The sequence below is a fragment of the Streptomyces sp. NPDC041108 genome (genome assembly GCF_055592645.1).
Genome location: NZ_JBVIYK010000005.1, coordinates 465955 through 480282, shown reverse-complemented (window position 1 = coordinate 480282; position 14328 = coordinate 465955). Strand labels below are relative to the sequence as shown.

The following is a 14328-nucleotide window of genomic DNA, read 5'->3' as shown; positions in this document are numbered from 1 at the left end:
ACCGGGCGGCGTTGCGGGGCCCCGTACGGCCCCGCGTGCCCCGTGCGCCCCGTGTGTGTTCGTCTGTTCAGCCGCCGACCGTGCTCGGGGCCTCCTGCGCGCGGCCGTGCAGGGGGTCGAGCCGGGCGAGGGCGACGGCCGTGGCCTCGTCGGCCGGGAGGTGGACCACGAGACGCCGGCCGTCGTCCGGCAGGGCGAGCGTCTCGTACGCCAGGCGCAGCCGGCCCGCCTGCGGATGCTCGACGAGATCCGTGCCGTTGCGCAGCGGCATGGCCGGTACGCCCTTCAGCCGCAGGGTGAACCGGGCACCCGCGGTGACCGTCAACTCGTCGGTCAGGGCGGCGACGTACGGGTCGTGCGGCGGGGCCTCGTGGCGCAGATGGGCGACCTGTTCGTCGGCGAGCCGCTCCCAGCCCGGGTACACCGTGCGGGCCCGCTCGTCGGTGAACAGATACCGCGTGATGTTGGGCGGGTCGCCGTCGAGCAGTCCGAGCGGGCGGGCGAAGCGCTCGTAGCCCGAGGTGTGGGCGACGATGTCGCCGAGCCAGTTGAGCAGCACCGCGGGGGTGGGTTCCAGCCGGTCGAGGAGGGCCCGGACGGTGGGCCGTACGTTCCGGGCGGGCGGAGCGGCCGCCGGGCGGCACGTCGTGCGGTCGCCGCTCTCCTCGGCGAGCCGGCGCAGCAGCAGCCGGTCCGGCACGGGCAGGCACAGCGCGTCGGCGAGGGCGCCGAGCACCTGGGGGGAGGGGCTGAGGTCGCGGCCGTGTTCGAGGCGGGTGAGGTGCTCGACGCTGATCCCGGCGAGCGTGGCCAGCTCGGCGCGGCGCAGGCCGGGGTCACGGCGGCGGGGCCCGGCGGGCAGGCCCGCCTCGACGGGGGTCATGGCTTCGCGGCGGCTGCGCAGGAAGGCGGCCAACTCGTTGTCGCTCACCCGTCGAACGTACAGGGTGCGCCGCCGCCGAGGTGCCTCTTCCGCCACCGCCTCGACCGGGTTGCGACGTGCGGTGGCCGGCGGGGTGTTCCCGCGGGCCACCGCACGTTCGGGGAGATCGCCGGACCGGTCGTCCGGGCGCCTCGGGCGCCCGGGATCTCCTTGGTTCCCGGGGCGCCCGGGGCGCCCCGGACTCCTCAGTCCTCGCGGGCCCGCGTGGTCCTCTTCGCGGGGGTCGCCTTCTTCGTGGCCGTGGCCGCCTTCTTGGCCGTGGCCGCCTTCTTGGCCGTGGTCGTCTTCCCGGCGGCCGCCGTCGTGCGGGCCGTCGCCGTCTTCTTCGCCGTCGCGCCGGCGGCGACCGCCCTCTTGGCGGCGGCCTTGCGCGGGGCCTTCACCTGGGCCGCGTCGCTGATCCGGTCGGCGCCCAGGATCTCCCGCAGGAACTTGCCGGTGTGGCTGGCCGGCACCCCGGCGACCTGCTCGGGCGTGCCCTCGGCGATGACGAGGCCACCTCCGGCCCCGCCCTCGGGTCCCATGTCCACGACCCAGTCGGCGGTCTTGATCACGTCGAGGTTGTGCTCGATGACGATGACCGTGTTGCCCTTGTCGACCAGGCCGGACAGCACCGTGAGGAGCTTGCTGATGTCCTCGAAGTGCAGACCGGTGGTCGGCTCGTCCAGGACGTAGACCGTGCGTCCGGTGGAGCGCTTCTGGAGCTCGCTGGCGAGCTTCACGCGCTGTGCCTCACCGCCGGACAGGGTGGTGGCGGCCTGGCCCAGCCGGACGTAGCCGAGGCCGACGTCCTTGAGCGTCCTGAGGTGGCGGGCGATCGCGGGGACGGCCTCGAAGAAGTCGGTCGCCTCCTCGATCGGCATGTTCAGCACGTCGGCGATGGACTTGCCCTTGTAGTGGACCTCCAGGGTCTCCCGGTTGTACCGGGCGCCGTGGCAGACCTCGCACGGGACGTAGACGTCCGGGAGGAAGTTCATCTCGATCTTGATGGTGCCGTCGCCCGCGCAGTTCTCGCAGCGGCCGCCCTTGACGTTGAAGGAGAAGCGGCCGGGCAGATAGCCGCGGACCTTCGCCTCGGTGGTCTCGGCGAACAGCTTGCGGACGTGGTCGAAGACACCGGTGTACGTCGCCGGGTTGGACCGGGGCGTACGGCCGATCGGCGACTGGTCGACGTGCACGACCTTGTCGACGAGGTCGTCGCCGTCCACGCGCGTGTGCCTGCCGGGCACGTTCCTGGCGCCGTTCAGCTCACGGGCCAGGTGCGTGTACAGGATGTCGTTGACCAGCGTGGACTTGCCGGAGCCGGACACACCGGTGACGGCGGTGAAGACGCCCAGCGGGAACGAGACGTCGATGTCCTGGAGGTTGTTCTCCCGGGCGCCGTGCACGGTGAGCCGCCGGGCCGGGTCGAGCGGGCGGCGGATGTCGGGCAGCGGGATGGCCTTGCGGCCCGAGAGGTACTGCCCGGTCTGCGACTCGGTGTTGTCCAGCAGTTCCTTGAGCGAGCCGCTGTGCACGACCTTGCCGCCGTGTTCGCCCGCGCCGGGACCGATGTCGACGATCCAGTCGGCCATCTTGATGGTGTCCTCGTCGTGCTCGACGACGATGAGCGTGTTGCCCATGTCGCGCAGCCGGACCAGGGTCTCGATGAGCCGGTGGTTGTCGCGCTGGTGCAGACCGATGGACGGCTCGTCGAGGACGTAGAGCACGCCGACGAGACCGGAGCCGATCTGGGTGGCCAGACGGATGCGCTGGGCCTCGCCGCCGGAGAGCGTGCCGGCCGCGCGGTTCAGCGAGAGGTAGTCGAGGCCGACGTCGACCAGGAACCGCAGCCGTTCGTTGACCTCCTTCAGCACGCGCTCGGCGATCTTCTTGTCGCGGCTGTTGAGCTTGAGCTTGCCCAGGAAGTCGGCGCAGTCGCTGATGGACATGGCGGCGACCTCGGCGATCGACTTCTCCATGACCGTGACCGCGAGGACGATCGGCTTCAGCCGGGTGCCCTCGCAGGTGGGGCAGGGCACCTCGCGCATATAGCCCTCGAAGCGCTCACGGCTGGCGTCGCTCTCGGCCTCGCCGTGCCGCCGCTTCACGAAGGGGACGGCGCCTTCGAAGGCTGTCGTGTAGACCCGCTCGCGCCCGTACCGGTTGCGGTAGCGCACCTCGATCTGCGTCTTGTGGCCGTACAGCAGCGCCTTACGCGCGCGCTGCGGGAGTCCGGCGAAGGGGATGTCGGTGCGGAATCCCAGCGCCTCGGCGAGGGCGCCGATGAGACGGCCGAAGTAGTCCTTGGTGTGGCCGTGCGACCAGGGGTGGATGGCTCCCTCGTCGAGCGACTTGTCCTCGTCCGGGACGATCAGCTCGGGGTCGACCTCCATGCGCGTACCGATGCCGGAGCAGTCGGGGCAGGCGCCGAAGGGCGAGTTGAAGGAGAAGGAGCGGGGCTCCAGCTCCTCGAAGGACAGGTCGTCGTACGGGCAGTACAGGTGCTCCGAGAACATGCGCTCGCGCTCGGGGTCGTCCTCGGGGAGGTCGACGAAGTCGAGCACGACCATGCCGCCGGAGAGGCCGAGGGCCGTCTCCACGGAGTCGGTGAGGCGGCGCTTGGCGGAGTCCTTCACCGTCAGGCGGTCGACGACCACCTCGATGGTGTGCTTCTCCTGCTTCTTCAGGGTGGGCGGGCTGGAGAGCTGGACGGTCTCGCCGTCCACCCGCGCGCGGCTGTACCCCTTGGTCTGCAGATCCGCGAAGAGGTCGACGAACTCGCCCTTGCGCTCGCGCACCAGCGGCGAGAGGACCTGGAAGCGGCTGCCCTCGGGCAGCTCAAGCACCCGGTCGACGATGGCCTGCGGCGACTGGCGGGAGATCGGGCGGCCGCACTCGGGACAGTGCGGCTTGCCGATGCGCGCGAAGAGCAGCCGCAGGTAGTCGTAGACCTCGGTGATCGTGCCGACCGTCGAGCGCGGGTTGCGCGAGGTCGACTTCTGGTCGATGGAGACCGCCGGGGACAGACCCTCGATGAAGTCGACGTCCGGCTTGTCCATCTGCCCGAGGAACTGCCGGGCGTAGGAGGAGAGCGACTCGACGTACCGGCGCTGCCCCTCGGCGAAGATCGTGTCGAAGGCCAGCGAGGACTTGCCCGACCCCGACAGGCCCGTGAAGACGATGAGCGAGTCGCGTGGCAGGTCGAGCGAGACGTTCTTCAGGTTGTGCTCGCGCGCGCCACGGACGATGAGACGGTCGGCCACGCCGGTCCGCACCTTTCTTGAGTGAGTGACAGGGGCCAGAGCCCCCGTCTTCCACAGACTAGGGGGAGCCACTGACAGCGCCGGTCCTGTTTCCCCGTTCCACAACAAATCCCGGGCCTTCCAGCATGCCCGACGCCACACCCGACCATATAGCACGTGCATTCGATTTGCGGGCGTGGCCGGACTCCTTCACCCGAAGGTGGGGCCGGGGCTAGGGTCGACGGCATGATGGATCACGCGCGTGACCTGGCCTCAGTACGAGAAGCGACGGACCGGCTCCTCACCGCAGCCGCCCGACTGGACAACGCCGCTGTGACCGAGGCGTCACGGCTGCCCGGCTGGACCCGGGGGCACGTCCTCGCCCACCTCGCCCGCAACGCGGACGCGCTGGTGAACGTCTTCGAAGGACGCCCCATGTACGCCTCCGCGCAGGCCCGGGACACCGACATCGAGCGGGACGCGCCGCGGCCCCTGAAGGAGCAGCTCGCCGACGTGCGCGACAGCGCGGACCGCTTCCAGGACGCCGCCGCGCTCCCCGCGGACTGGACCCGCACGGTCGAGCTGCGCAACGGCGTCACGGACTCCGCGGCGCGGGTGCCCTTCCGGCGCTGGATCGAGGTGGAGATCCATCACGTGGACCTCGGCATCGGCTACGAGCTGGAGGATCTTCCGCCGGAGTTCACTGAACGGCAGATCGGCTTCCTCGTCGACCGGTTCACCGGGCATCCCGACGTGCCGCACACCCGCGTGACGGACGGTACGCGCGCGTGGACCACCGGTGGCGCCGCTTCCGGATCCGGGGTGACGGTGACCGGGACCGCGCCGGCGCTCCTGGGCTGGCTCGCGGGCCGCCGCGACGGCACCGCGCTGCGCGTCGAAGGAGGGGCTCTTCCGCAGCTGCCCCCGCTATAGGCTGCACCCATGACGTACAGCGGAGCGGTGAAGGTCGGCGGTCCTGCGGATGTGCACGAGCTGCCGGACCTGATGATCTCCAAGGTCGCCGTCGGCCCGATGGACAACAACGCGTACCTGCTGCGCTGCCGGGCCACCGACGAGCAACTGCTGATCGACGCCGCCGCCGACGCCGGCACCCTGCTCACCCTGATCGGCGACGACGGGATCGCGTCCGTGGTCACCACGCACCGGCACGGCGACCACTGGCAGGCCCTCGCCGAGGTCGTGGCGGCCACCGGCGCCCGCACCTACGCGGGCCGGGACGACGCCGAGGGCATCCCCGTGGCCACCGACGTCCCCGTCGGCGACGGCGACACGATCCGGGTCGGGCGCGTGGAACTCACCGCGCGCCACCTGGTGGGCCACACCCCGGGTTCGATCGCCCTGATCTACGACGACCCGCACGGGCACCCGCACGTGTTCACCGGGGACTGCCTCTTCCCGGGGGGCCCTGGCCGGACAACACGGCCCGAGGACTTCCAGAGCCTGATGAGCGGGCTCGAGGAGAAGGTGTTCAGCCTGCCGGATGAGGCCTGGATCTACCCCGGGCACGGCAACGACAGCACCCTCGGGGCGGAGCGCCCGCACATTCAGGAGTGGTGGGCTCGGGGCTGGTAGTCGCAGACCACCAAGGGACTTGATCGCCTCCACGGAGACGCCGGGCTCTTCCTGCGCCTCTCGGACAGCTGCCTCGGCCGCAGTCTCGTCGGCTTCAACCTTGCCGCCAGGTGGCGCCCACAGCAATTCACCCTAGGGAGCGTTTCTTCCGATGACCGCACAGCCCGCACGCGAGCGCAGCGGTCCCGAGACCGCCTCGGTCATGGATGTCTCGCCGTTCAAGCCTTCTCTCGTCAAAGCGGTGTTCAGGGACGTGACCTCGATGCACGTCTCTCGGTCGGCCGCGTGGGCCGCCGCGTCGGTGACGCGGACAGTACTGACGGAGATCATCGACGGCGCGAAGAGAGCGGCGGCGGCGGAGGCCCGGAAGAAGCTGATTCCCGGGGACCTTCTCTCGGCGATCGACCGGAACGTCGAGCTCGAGGTGGGGGACAAATGGTACGACCACAGCCCGACGTTTCAAGGCCTGACCGGTGTCCTGTACGACGCCGAGGGTGTCATCGTGCCTTCTCGTAAGCGCAGCAGGTCGCGCAAACCGAGTGCTGTGGTCGGCGCCCACAGGTTCGAGGCCGGGGTCAAGAAGCTGCTGTGGAGCCAGGGGGCGACGGCCGTCCCGGCGATGGTCCGCGACCTGGACGGAATCGCGAGCGTGTTCCTGACGGACCTCGCCCGGGACGCGGCCATGGTCGTCCGCGAGGGCGGGGTCAAACGTTTCGGTACGGTCACCCTGGTGATGTCGGGCGAACCGGCCCCACCTCCCTTCCTCAAGGATTCCCTCCGGGCCCTGTCCGCCCGCAGGGGGGACGGGCGGACCATCGGCAGGGATGACATCCTGGCCGCCACCACGATTCAGTTGTTCGGCGGCAACCTCAGGCAGCGAGCCCTCACCGAGGCACGCGAGGCAACACAGAACACTTCGGCCAGCTGAGCGGGTGCGACACAACATCGCCGCCTGCACCCTCATCTGGTACCGCAGACTCGCCAAATGAGATGGCCTCTGGAGAGCATTCGTTTTTCCTTCGAAGTGAATACAGCGGACGCTTCTACGACACCACCCTCGGCACGGAACGGCCCCACCTCGCGGAGTGGCGCGCACGAGGCCGGTAACCCGTCCGACGACGACCGCCCCCGTTTCGAACCGAAGCGGGGGCGGTCGCGCGTTCAGGCACGTCGACGCTCGGGCAGCGAAAGCCACCCGCCAGGAACATGCAGAGGGCCCTTGCAAGACGTCTCGCGCCACGCCGGCAGCGCCGCGATGCGCTCTCGCCCGGCAAGACGCGTACGCCGCCCACCGACACCAGTGCCCTCGCCCCAAGGTGATCGACCGGGGCCACCGGCGAGAAGTACACCGCCGCCCTCCGCGCCCGGGCCACGGGCCCTGTCCGGCACCGTCAGTTCAGTGCGCGCGGCGCGGGCTGGGCGCCCATCACCGAGCGTGCCGAACGCAGGCTTGACGAGGTCCGGCCCCGTCACCCGCCGGACTGGGAAGAGGAGTTCGGTGACCTGTGCTGGAAGGGCACGCCATGGTCCCAGGGCCCCGACGTATGGGCGGTGGGGGTCGCGTCCGCCCCGCACGTCGCCGACTACACGGCGGGTGTGAGTTCGGCGCGGCCGAACAGCAGGGCGTAGCCGGTGGGGAGCCGGCCCAGGATGCGGGTGATGAGGTCGGGGCCGGCGTGGGCGGCGACGGCGGAGAAGACGGATCCGGTGTCCCAGCGGGTGGTGCCCAGGGAGGCGCCGGTGCGGGCGGCGAGGTCCTTGACGAAGGCCCATCCGGTCCCTGCGCGGCCGGCCCGGCCCCGCCGGGACCACTGGCGAGCAGCGCGTGACGGCCACCCCCTCCTGGGCTGCCCCGTCCATCACATGGGGTGACGCTCTGCTCCGATATGGGAGATCGCTTCACGCTCCCCCAGGGCACGAGCCCTCCGGACCCGGCCCGTCGTCGTGTTCACGATCATCTCGACCACCCGGCGGGACGGTCGGGTCACCCTGGGTCGCCATGGCGGGCCCCTGGGGTGTCGGGTGCGGGCGCGGGCAGTGCAGGGACGTCATCACGGGGCGTTGCCTTCTGTGAGGGGCTGACGCAGGGGTGCGATTCCCGCGTGCACCAGACGGAGGAACAACGCCTTCCGTTGCTGCCGCGACTGCGGGTCCGCGCTCGTCTTCTTCAGCCCGTCCTCGACCGCGAGGAGGAGAAGCACGATGTCCTCGGCGGTCGCGTCGGAGGTCGAGAACTGCACTTCTCCCGCTGCCGCGGCGGTATGCAGCGCGGAGGCGAGCCGGACGACCAGAGCCGCATGGGCCTCGCCGGCGATGTCTCCGGCGACGTCGAGACTCGCATCGAGGACTTCCCCACCGTGCACGCTCGACGAGATCTGTGCCAGGAGTCCCCCGAAGTAGGCGGCCATCGCGGCATCGACTCGGGACAGCACGTCGCCCTGCCGGGTGAGAGCCGTGTCCACCTCGCCGAGCGCCCGGGAGTGCGCCCGGCGGGACCCTGCCCGGAAGAGATCTTCCTTGCTGGAGAAATGCAGGTACAGGGCAGCCCGGGACATCCCGGCGGCACGGGCCACGTCCTGCATGGTGGTCTTGCCGTAGCCGTACTGACAGAAGGCGGTCAGTGCGGCATCGAGGATGTGTTCCGTTCGGTCGTCTGCCATGCTGTGATCCTGACGCAATGGACTCCCAGCGTCAATGAGTCCAAATTGGCTGGTCATCTCGGGTTCCCACACTCAGTGCCTGGCCTCTCAACCCATCAGGAGTGAAAGCCCATGACGCAGACAGCAGCCGTCCCGGCCGGTGGTGCGATCGCCGAGCAGATCCGCGACGTCGAGCGGGCCAGGCTCCGAGCGCTCGTCGCAGGCGACATCCGTGCAGCTTCCGAGCTGCACTCACCCGACTTCCAGCTCGTCACCCCCGTCGGCCACGTGCTGCCCAAGAACGCATACCTCCAGGCGATCGCAACCGGAGACATCGACTACGTGGAATGGGAACCCGGCCCCATCGACGTCCGCATTCACGGGAACGCCGCCGTCATCCGCTACCAGGCCACGCTGGAGGTGATCTTCAAGCACCACCGGGTGCCCCGCGCGAGCTACTGGCACACCGACACCTATGAGAACGCAGACGGCCAGTGGCAAGCGGTCTGGTCCCAGGCAACCGCGATCGAGCAGATGGCAGAGCGCCCCCTCCCGTAGCGGACCCGGACCGCCGGACCTGAGAGCGCCGCAGCTCCCCGGGGCGTGGGCGTGTCCGCGGACGCCCGCCGCACGCTCTGCCCACCTCGGCGTTTTCCCGCCCGGGCGGGCCGCCGGCGGCCCCGCGACGGCTCATCGCGTCTGCGCACTCGATCGCTCGGCGATGTCCGCCGCTGCGCGGGAGCGGGGCACGGCAGCCGCCGGCCCCGGGTCGAGGCGCTTGCTCATGTCCAGGCGGAAGGTGCCCTACGGATTGACGTTGGACCAGAACAGCGCGGTCAGGCCGCGCCGGTCCTCGTCGCTCAACTTTTTCTCCCAGGCCGGTTCGGCCAGGACCTGCTGCACCAGCAAGGTGAGGACCACTTGATGCGCACCATCAGAAAGGGCCTCCGCCAGAGCCGGTACCCCAGCAACGTCATTGACGGCTGCCTCGCCGGAAAGGGCCTCACCCTGACGACACCACGCCAACAAGGTCAGGAGCGCTCTCCCGGGCAACCGCGTGTTCCCGGGGGGACCTGGTCGGACAACACGTCCGGAAGAGTTCAACTCCCTGATGGGCGGCCTTGAGACCAAGCTCTTCGACGTTCTGCCCGACGAGACGTGGATCTACCCCGGCCACGGCAACGACACCACCATCGGCACGGAGCGGCCCCACCTCGCGGAGTGGCGCGCACGAGGCTGGTAACCGTCCAACGCCGAGCGCCCCTGTTTCGAAACCGAAGCGGGGGCGGTCGCGCATTCAGGCCCGTTCCGCGCTCGGGCTCAAGCGGGCTGCGACCGCCGCTGTCACCTCACGGCCCTTGGCCTCCGCGCCGCCCCGCAGGAGAGCCCCGGGGCGGCCCGGAGGCCGAGGACGGTGAGGTGTTCCGGCAGAGGATCAGCGTTGCCGTGGACCGTGGACCACGCCCGCGCCCTGCGCGTCTTGCGCCGCCGGGCTCCTGCCCGACGCACCTGGCGGGCGACCCGGCGGAGGCGGTGCCCGTCGCTCCGGCGATCCGGTGGACGCCCCGCCGGCGATCTAGCGGGTGGCCCCGGTGTGCTCCCGCACAGTCGCCGCCTCGCTCGCCGTCGTCCCGGCCCCCGGCTCGGCGCTCTGCTTCGCGAAGCCGCGCCGGCCCGGCAGGACCGCGAGGACGATCAGTGTTCCGGCGGCCATGATGATCCCGCCGATGAGGCTGGTCTGGGCGACTCCGTGGGCGAAGGCCTGGTGGACGGCGTCCACGGCGGCCTGGGCCTGCTGGGGCCCGGCGGAGGGATCCTGCGCGACCCGCTCCGCGACGGCCAGGCCTGCGCCGACCGAGTCCTTGGCGGTCTCCATCGCCTCCGCCGGGAGCCGGTTGCCCACCAGGTCGGTCAGCTCGTCTCGATAGGCCGTGCCCAGCAGCGAGCCCAGCACCGCGATGCCCAGCGCCCCGCCCAGCTCGAGCGCGGTGTCGTTGACACCGCCGCCGACGCCCAGCTCGGACTCGGGGAAGGAGCCCATGATCGTGTCGGTCGCCGGGGAGATGGCCAGTCCGAGCGCGAGGCCCAGCATCATCAGCGGCGCCAGGAAGTCCCCGTACGTCGACCCCTTGTCGATCTGGGTGAGCAGGAACATGCCCGCCGTGCCGACGGCCATGCCGGTCACGGCCATCACCCTCACCCCCAGCTTCGGGGCGAGCACCCCGGTCACCGCGGACCCGAGGAAGACCGCACCGCCCAGCGGCAGCAGCCGTACACCCGTGTCCAGGGCGCCGTAGCCGAGGACGAACTGCAGGAACTGCGTCGCGTAGTAGATCACGGCGAACATGCCGAAGAAGAAGAACATCACCGCGAGCATCGAGCCGCTGAAGGGCCGCAGCGCGAACTTTCGGACGTCCAGCATCGGGTGCGGGTGCCGCAGCTCCCAGGCGACGAAGGCGACCAGACCGACACCGGCGACCACGGCGGCGGTGACGGGGCCGACACCCCAGCCAGAGTGCGGGCCCTCGATGGCGGCGTAGATCAGGGAGCCGACCGTGACGATCGACAGCAGACCACCGACGTAGTCGATCCGGCCCATGCCCTCCGCCTTGGACGGCGGTACCAGGGCGAGCGCGCCGAACACGGCGAGGACGGCGATCGGCACGTTGATCAGGAAGGTCGAGCCCCAGGCGTGGTCCTCGAGCAGCCAGCCGGAGACGAGCGGGCCGACGGCTACCGCCAGCCCGGAGGTCGCGGCCCAGGCGGTGATGGCCTTGGCCCGCTCGCTCCGGGGGAAGGTCGCGACCACCAGGGACAGCGTGGCCGGCATCACGACCGCGGCACCGACACCCATGATCGCGCGGGCCGCGATGACCAGTGAGGTCTCGTCGACCATGCTCCCCATCACCGAACCGGCGGCGAAGATCAGCAGACCCAGCACCAGCGCGCCGCGTCGGCTGTACTTGTCGCCGATCGCGCCCAGCACCAGCATCAGCGCCGCGTACGGAACGGTGTAGGAGTCGACGACCCACTGCAGATCACTGCTGCTCAGGCCCAGGTCGGTGGTCATGTCGGGGGCGGCGACGATCAGCGACGTGTTCGCCATCACCGTGATCAGCAGGCTCAGGCACAGCACGAGCAGCGCCCACCAGCGCCGCGCGTAAGGCCCGGTCATTTTCTCCACGGGGGTGTTCGCTAGGAAGGGCATCAGTAGCTCCTGAGTGGGACGGGGCGGACGAGTGGAATCACTTAATTGCCCGTGAGGGGAGCGGGCGACGGGTTGAGATCTCAGGGCTTCGAGATCATCCTGTGGCCCCGTGTGGGCTTGCCTCGGCGATCCCCTGGAGGGCCGCGTCGGTGTCCGCGGTGGCCAGCATCCTGTTGATGTAGTCGCCGGCCAGTGCGCCGGCCGCTGCGGATGCCCCGACCTGGGCGACCGGATCGGTGGCGTTGCCGGCCACCCACACACCCGGCACTTCGGTGGTGCCGGCCATGCCAGAGGCGAAACTGCGGCCCATGTTGTTCGGCAAGTCCTGCACCGGCAGGCCCAGACCTTCCAGGCCCTGGGTGCGGGCCTGCATCTGCGGGGCGACCGCGAGGACGCGGCGGGCCACGACCTGGCCGTCGGCCAGGCGCACCCCTGCGAGGGCACCGTCCTCGTCGTTGACGACCTCGGTGACCGGGGCGTCGATGATGCGGATGCCGCGGGCGGCGAAGCGGGCGCGGCTGTCCTCGTCCAGGTCGGTGCCGTGGGTGAAGTAGGTCAGGTCCTCGGTCAGCTGGCGGAACAGATACGCATGGCCGATGGAGGCCGGGCCGGTGGCGAGGATGCCGATGGGCTCGTCGCGCATCTCCCAGCCGTGGCAGTACGGGCAGTGCACCACACTGTGCCCCCAGTGCTCGGCGAGCCCAGGCACCTCCGGCAGCACATCCCTGAGACCGGTGGCCACCAGGATGCGGCGGGCGGTGATGCTGCGGCCGTCGGCCAGGGTGACGGTGAACCGCAGGTCCCCGTCCGCCGACGGGGCGGCGGACTCGGCCGAGACCACCTCGCCGAACACGACGCGTCCGCCGTACTGGCGCACCTGCTCCCGGCCCCGTCGAAGGATCTCGGACGGCGGGGTGCCGTCAAAGACGATGAAGCCGTGCACGGCCTCCGCGGGCGCGTTGCGCGGGGAGCCGCTGTCGATCACGACGACCGAGCGGCGGGAGCGGGCGAGGATCAGTGCACCGTTCAGCCCCGCGGCGCCCCCGCCGATCACCACCGCGTCGACGGTCCCCTCGGCCAGTGCGTCGCTCGCGTACGGAGGAGTCGCCACAGCCATGGCCTCCTGCCTTTCCTTGTCAGTCATGGTTCGGTCAACCCTTCGAGTTCTGGGTGGTCGGAGGGGGGTCAGCTGTTCAGGAAGCCGAGGATGTGGTCGGCGACCGTCTTGGGCTGTTCGAGGTGCAGGAAGTGCCCCGCGCCGAGGACAGCCCGACGTTCGTGATGTACAGATCCAGTCCGGCGACGGAACTCGCCGTCGCCAAGGTCGCGAGGATCAGACCGTGCCTTGCCGGCCTGGAAGGCGTCGCAACGTCGGGCGGCGCGGAGGAGTGCCAAGGCATGGGTTGCTCTCCATCGCGCCAGGCGTACACACACCCTGTCCGGTGAGCTCAGGATGGTTGTGTACTGAACAGTCAGAAACCTAGATGGTTCTGTACTGGGTTGTCAATAACGGCGGGTCGGCTTTACCTTCGGTGTATGGCGAGACCACGAAGCTTCGACCGCGACCACGTCCTCCATGCCGCCGAGCGGCAGTTCCGCGCCTCGGGCTACAACGGCACGAGCGTCGACGACATCAGCGCCGCCACTGGCCTGGGCCGCGGCAGCCTCTATGCCGCGTTCGACGGCAAGCACGGCGTGCTGCTGGAGGCGATGGCCGGCTACTTCGACCGGCTGGGGCAGGGTCCGCGGAAGATGCTCGCCGGACCGGACGAGGGCGCCCTGGAACGACTGCACGGGTACTTGCTCCGCGCCGTCCACGGGGTGCCACTCGCCGCCGACGTACCCCCCGCGTCCGACCGGGCGGGGGCGGCCTGCTTCGCCGCCAAGATGGCCCTGGAGATCGGCGCCTCCGACGCCGAGGTGAAGCGCCTGGCCAACGACTGCTTCTCCGTGGTCGCGACGGCGGTGGCCGAGTGTGTGCGAGCGGCGCAGCGCAACGGCGACATCGACCCCGACGCGGATCCCGACGACCTTGCCTACCTTCTGCTGACCATCATCCGCGGGACCGATGTCGTAGGCGCGTACGGCCACAGCCCTGACCGCCTGACTTCGATTGCGGAGAGCGCGTTCGCCTTGCTGCCTCGCCCGCGTCACCGCTGAGAAGGTGGCTGGCCTCATTGCACAGACATCTGATGCGGTCGGCCCACTTCGACGCCGCGGAGGCGCGGCCCGTAGGTTTACGCGCCGCCGTGACCTCGTGTGTTGGCGCATGCTGTGGCGTTCCCGGGCGGGGTGGGCAACACCCGCAAGGATCCGGAGGCGTTCGCCCGTCTCATCCAGGACGTGGAGACGAAGATCTTCGACGCCCTGCCGGACGAGACATGGGTCCACCCGGGCCACGGCCACGACACCACTCTCGGCGCGGAGCGCCCGCACCTGCCGGAGTGGCGCGCACGAGGCTGGTGAACTCCCCCGAGCTGCAAGGCGGTTGGTGAGGTGTCCGGCACGGGGGCGTGAGCCCGCGGCCGCGCGCCCCGTGTGAATCGAACACACACGCCGACATCCCGCGCGCGCTCCCGGCGTACGCCGTGGCGTAGTCCACTGGAAGCAGGTCCGCACGGGATGACGGCTCCCGCGCGGACGGGCCGCCGGCCACCCATCCCCGCCCTCGGCCGGCGGCCCCGCCCAGCGCGCACGGGAACGCGTTCACAGAAATGCAAC

10 protein-coding genes and 4 pseudogenes are annotated in these 14328 nt (G+C 70.5%); 7 read left to right on the top strand and 7 right to left on the bottom strand.

From position 1 onward, the window contains the following. Positions 1-67: 67 nt before the first annotated feature. Entirely contained in the window at positions 68-931 is an 864-nt protein-coding gene (locus ACZ6BB_RS17870) for a helix-turn-helix domain-containing protein (protein ID WP_471616104.1), read from the bottom strand. 197 nt (positions 932-1128) lie between these two features. Beyond that, the gene (gene uvrA / locus ACZ6BB_RS17865; protein ID WP_471616103.1) at positions 1129-4188 is read right to left on the bottom strand and encodes an excinuclease ABC subunit UvrA; all 3060 of its coding nucleotides are present in this window, start codon (positions 4186-4188) and stop codon (positions 1129-1131) included. Between the two features lie 225 nt (positions 4189-4413). Here uvrA and ACZ6BB_RS17860 point away from each other — a divergent pair, with 225 nt between their 5' ends. Beyond that, positions 4414-5100: a maleylpyruvate isomerase family mycothiol-dependent enzyme gene (locus ACZ6BB_RS17860; protein WP_471616102.1), complete on the top strand. Its 687-nt coding sequence runs from the start codon at positions 4414-4416 to the stop codon at positions 5098-5100. Positions 5101-5109: 9 nt separating this feature from the next. Next, the gene (locus tag ACZ6BB_RS17855) at positions 5110-5760 is read left to right on the top strand and encodes an MBL fold metallo-hydrolase (protein WP_471616101.1); all 651 of its coding nucleotides are present in this window, start codon (positions 5110-5112) and stop codon (positions 5758-5760) included. Positions 5761-5805: 45 nt separating this feature from the next. Here ACZ6BB_RS17855 and ACZ6BB_RS17850 read toward each other — a convergent pair. Further along, a pseudogene (locus ACZ6BB_RS17850) lies at positions 5806-5886 on the bottom strand (NUDIX domain-containing protein); the annotation flags it as partial. A gap of 25 nt (positions 5887-5911) precedes the next feature. On the opposite strand from ACZ6BB_RS17850, the gene ACZ6BB_RS17845 reads away from it, so the two are divergent. Continuing rightward, entirely contained in the window at positions 5912-6688 is a 777-nt protein-coding gene (locus tag ACZ6BB_RS17845) for a hypothetical protein (protein ID WP_471616100.1), read from the top strand. Between the two features lie 655 nt (positions 6689-7343). Here ACZ6BB_RS17845 and ACZ6BB_RS17840 read toward each other — a convergent pair. Together ACZ6BB_RS17840 and ACZ6BB_RS17835 are read right to left on the bottom strand one after the other, a co-directional pair. Next, positions 7344-7592 (bottom strand): annotated as a pseudogene (locus ACZ6BB_RS17840) (DUF2267 domain-containing protein); the annotation flags it as partial. 219 nt (positions 7593-7811) lie between these two features. Beyond that, entirely contained in the window at positions 7812-8420 is a 609-nt protein-coding gene (locus ACZ6BB_RS17835) for a TetR/AcrR family transcriptional regulator (protein ID WP_471616099.1), read from the bottom strand. 111 nt (positions 8421-8531) lie between these two features. On the opposite strand from ACZ6BB_RS17835, the gene ACZ6BB_RS17830 reads away from it, so the two are divergent. Continuing rightward, entirely contained in the window at positions 8532-8957 is a 426-nt protein-coding gene (locus ACZ6BB_RS17830) for a nuclear transport factor 2 family protein (protein ID WP_467348748.1), read from the top strand. A 490-nt stretch (positions 8958-9447) separates the two neighbouring features. Then, positions 9448-9642: pseudogene (locus ACZ6BB_RS17825) on the top strand (MBL fold metallo-hydrolase); the annotation flags it as partial. 333 nt (positions 9643-9975) lie between these two features. Here the strand turns inward: ACZ6BB_RS17825 and ACZ6BB_RS17820 are convergent. Together ACZ6BB_RS17820 and ACZ6BB_RS17815 are read right to left on the bottom strand one after the other, a co-directional pair. Then, entirely contained in the window at positions 9976-11607 is a 1632-nt protein-coding gene (locus ACZ6BB_RS17820; protein ID WP_471616098.1) for an MFS transporter, read from the bottom strand. 94 nt (positions 11608-11701) lie between these two features. After that, entirely contained in the window at positions 11702-12724 is a 1023-nt protein-coding gene (locus ACZ6BB_RS17815; RefSeq protein ID WP_471116320.1) for an NAD(P)/FAD-dependent oxidoreductase, read from the bottom strand. Between the two features lie 419 nt (positions 12725-13143). Between ACZ6BB_RS17815 and ACZ6BB_RS17810 the strand changes: the two genes are divergently transcribed. Continuing rightward, positions 13144-13767, top strand: a complete 624-nt coding sequence (locus ACZ6BB_RS17810; RefSeq protein WP_471616097.1) for a TetR/AcrR family transcriptional regulator — start codon at positions 13144-13146, stop codon at positions 13765-13767. Positions 13768-13884: 117 nt separating this feature from the next. After that, positions 13885-14073 (top strand): annotated as a pseudogene (locus ACZ6BB_RS17805) (MBL fold metallo-hydrolase); the annotation flags it as partial. Positions 14074-14328: the final 255 nt, after the last annotated feature.

Excerpts from the sequence above, each read along its gene's own strand:
- ACZ6BB_RS17860 (WP_471616102.1), top strand. The coding sequence starts at position 4,414 with ATGATGGATCACGCGCGTGACCTGGCCTCAGTACGAGAAGCGACGGAC.
- ACZ6BB_RS17855 (WP_471616101.1), top strand. The coding sequence starts at position 5,110 with ATGACGTACAGCGGAGCGGTGAAGGTCGGCGGTCCTGCGGATGTGCAC.
- ACZ6BB_RS17845 (WP_471616100.1), top strand. The coding sequence starts at position 5,912 with ATGACCGCACAGCCCGCACGCGAGCGCAGCGGTCCCGAGACCGCCTCG.
- ACZ6BB_RS17835 (WP_471616099.1), bottom strand. The coding sequence starts at position 8,420 with ATGGCAGACGACCGAACGGAACACATCCTCGATGCCGCACTGACCGCC.
- ACZ6BB_RS17830 (WP_467348748.1), top strand. The coding sequence starts at position 8,532 with ATGACGCAGACAGCAGCCGTCCCGGCCGGTGGTGCGATCGCCGAGCAG.
- ACZ6BB_RS17820 (WP_471616098.1), bottom strand. The coding sequence starts at position 11,607 with ATGCCCTTCCTAGCGAACACCCCCGTGGAGAAAATGACCGGGCCTTAC.
- ACZ6BB_RS17815 (WP_471116320.1), bottom strand. The coding sequence starts at position 12,724 with ATGGCTGTGGCGACTCCTCCGTACGCGAGCGACGCACTGGCCGAGGGG.
- ACZ6BB_RS17810 (WP_471616097.1), top strand. The coding sequence starts at position 13,144 with ATGGCGAGACCACGAAGCTTCGACCGCGACCACGTCCTCCATGCCGCC.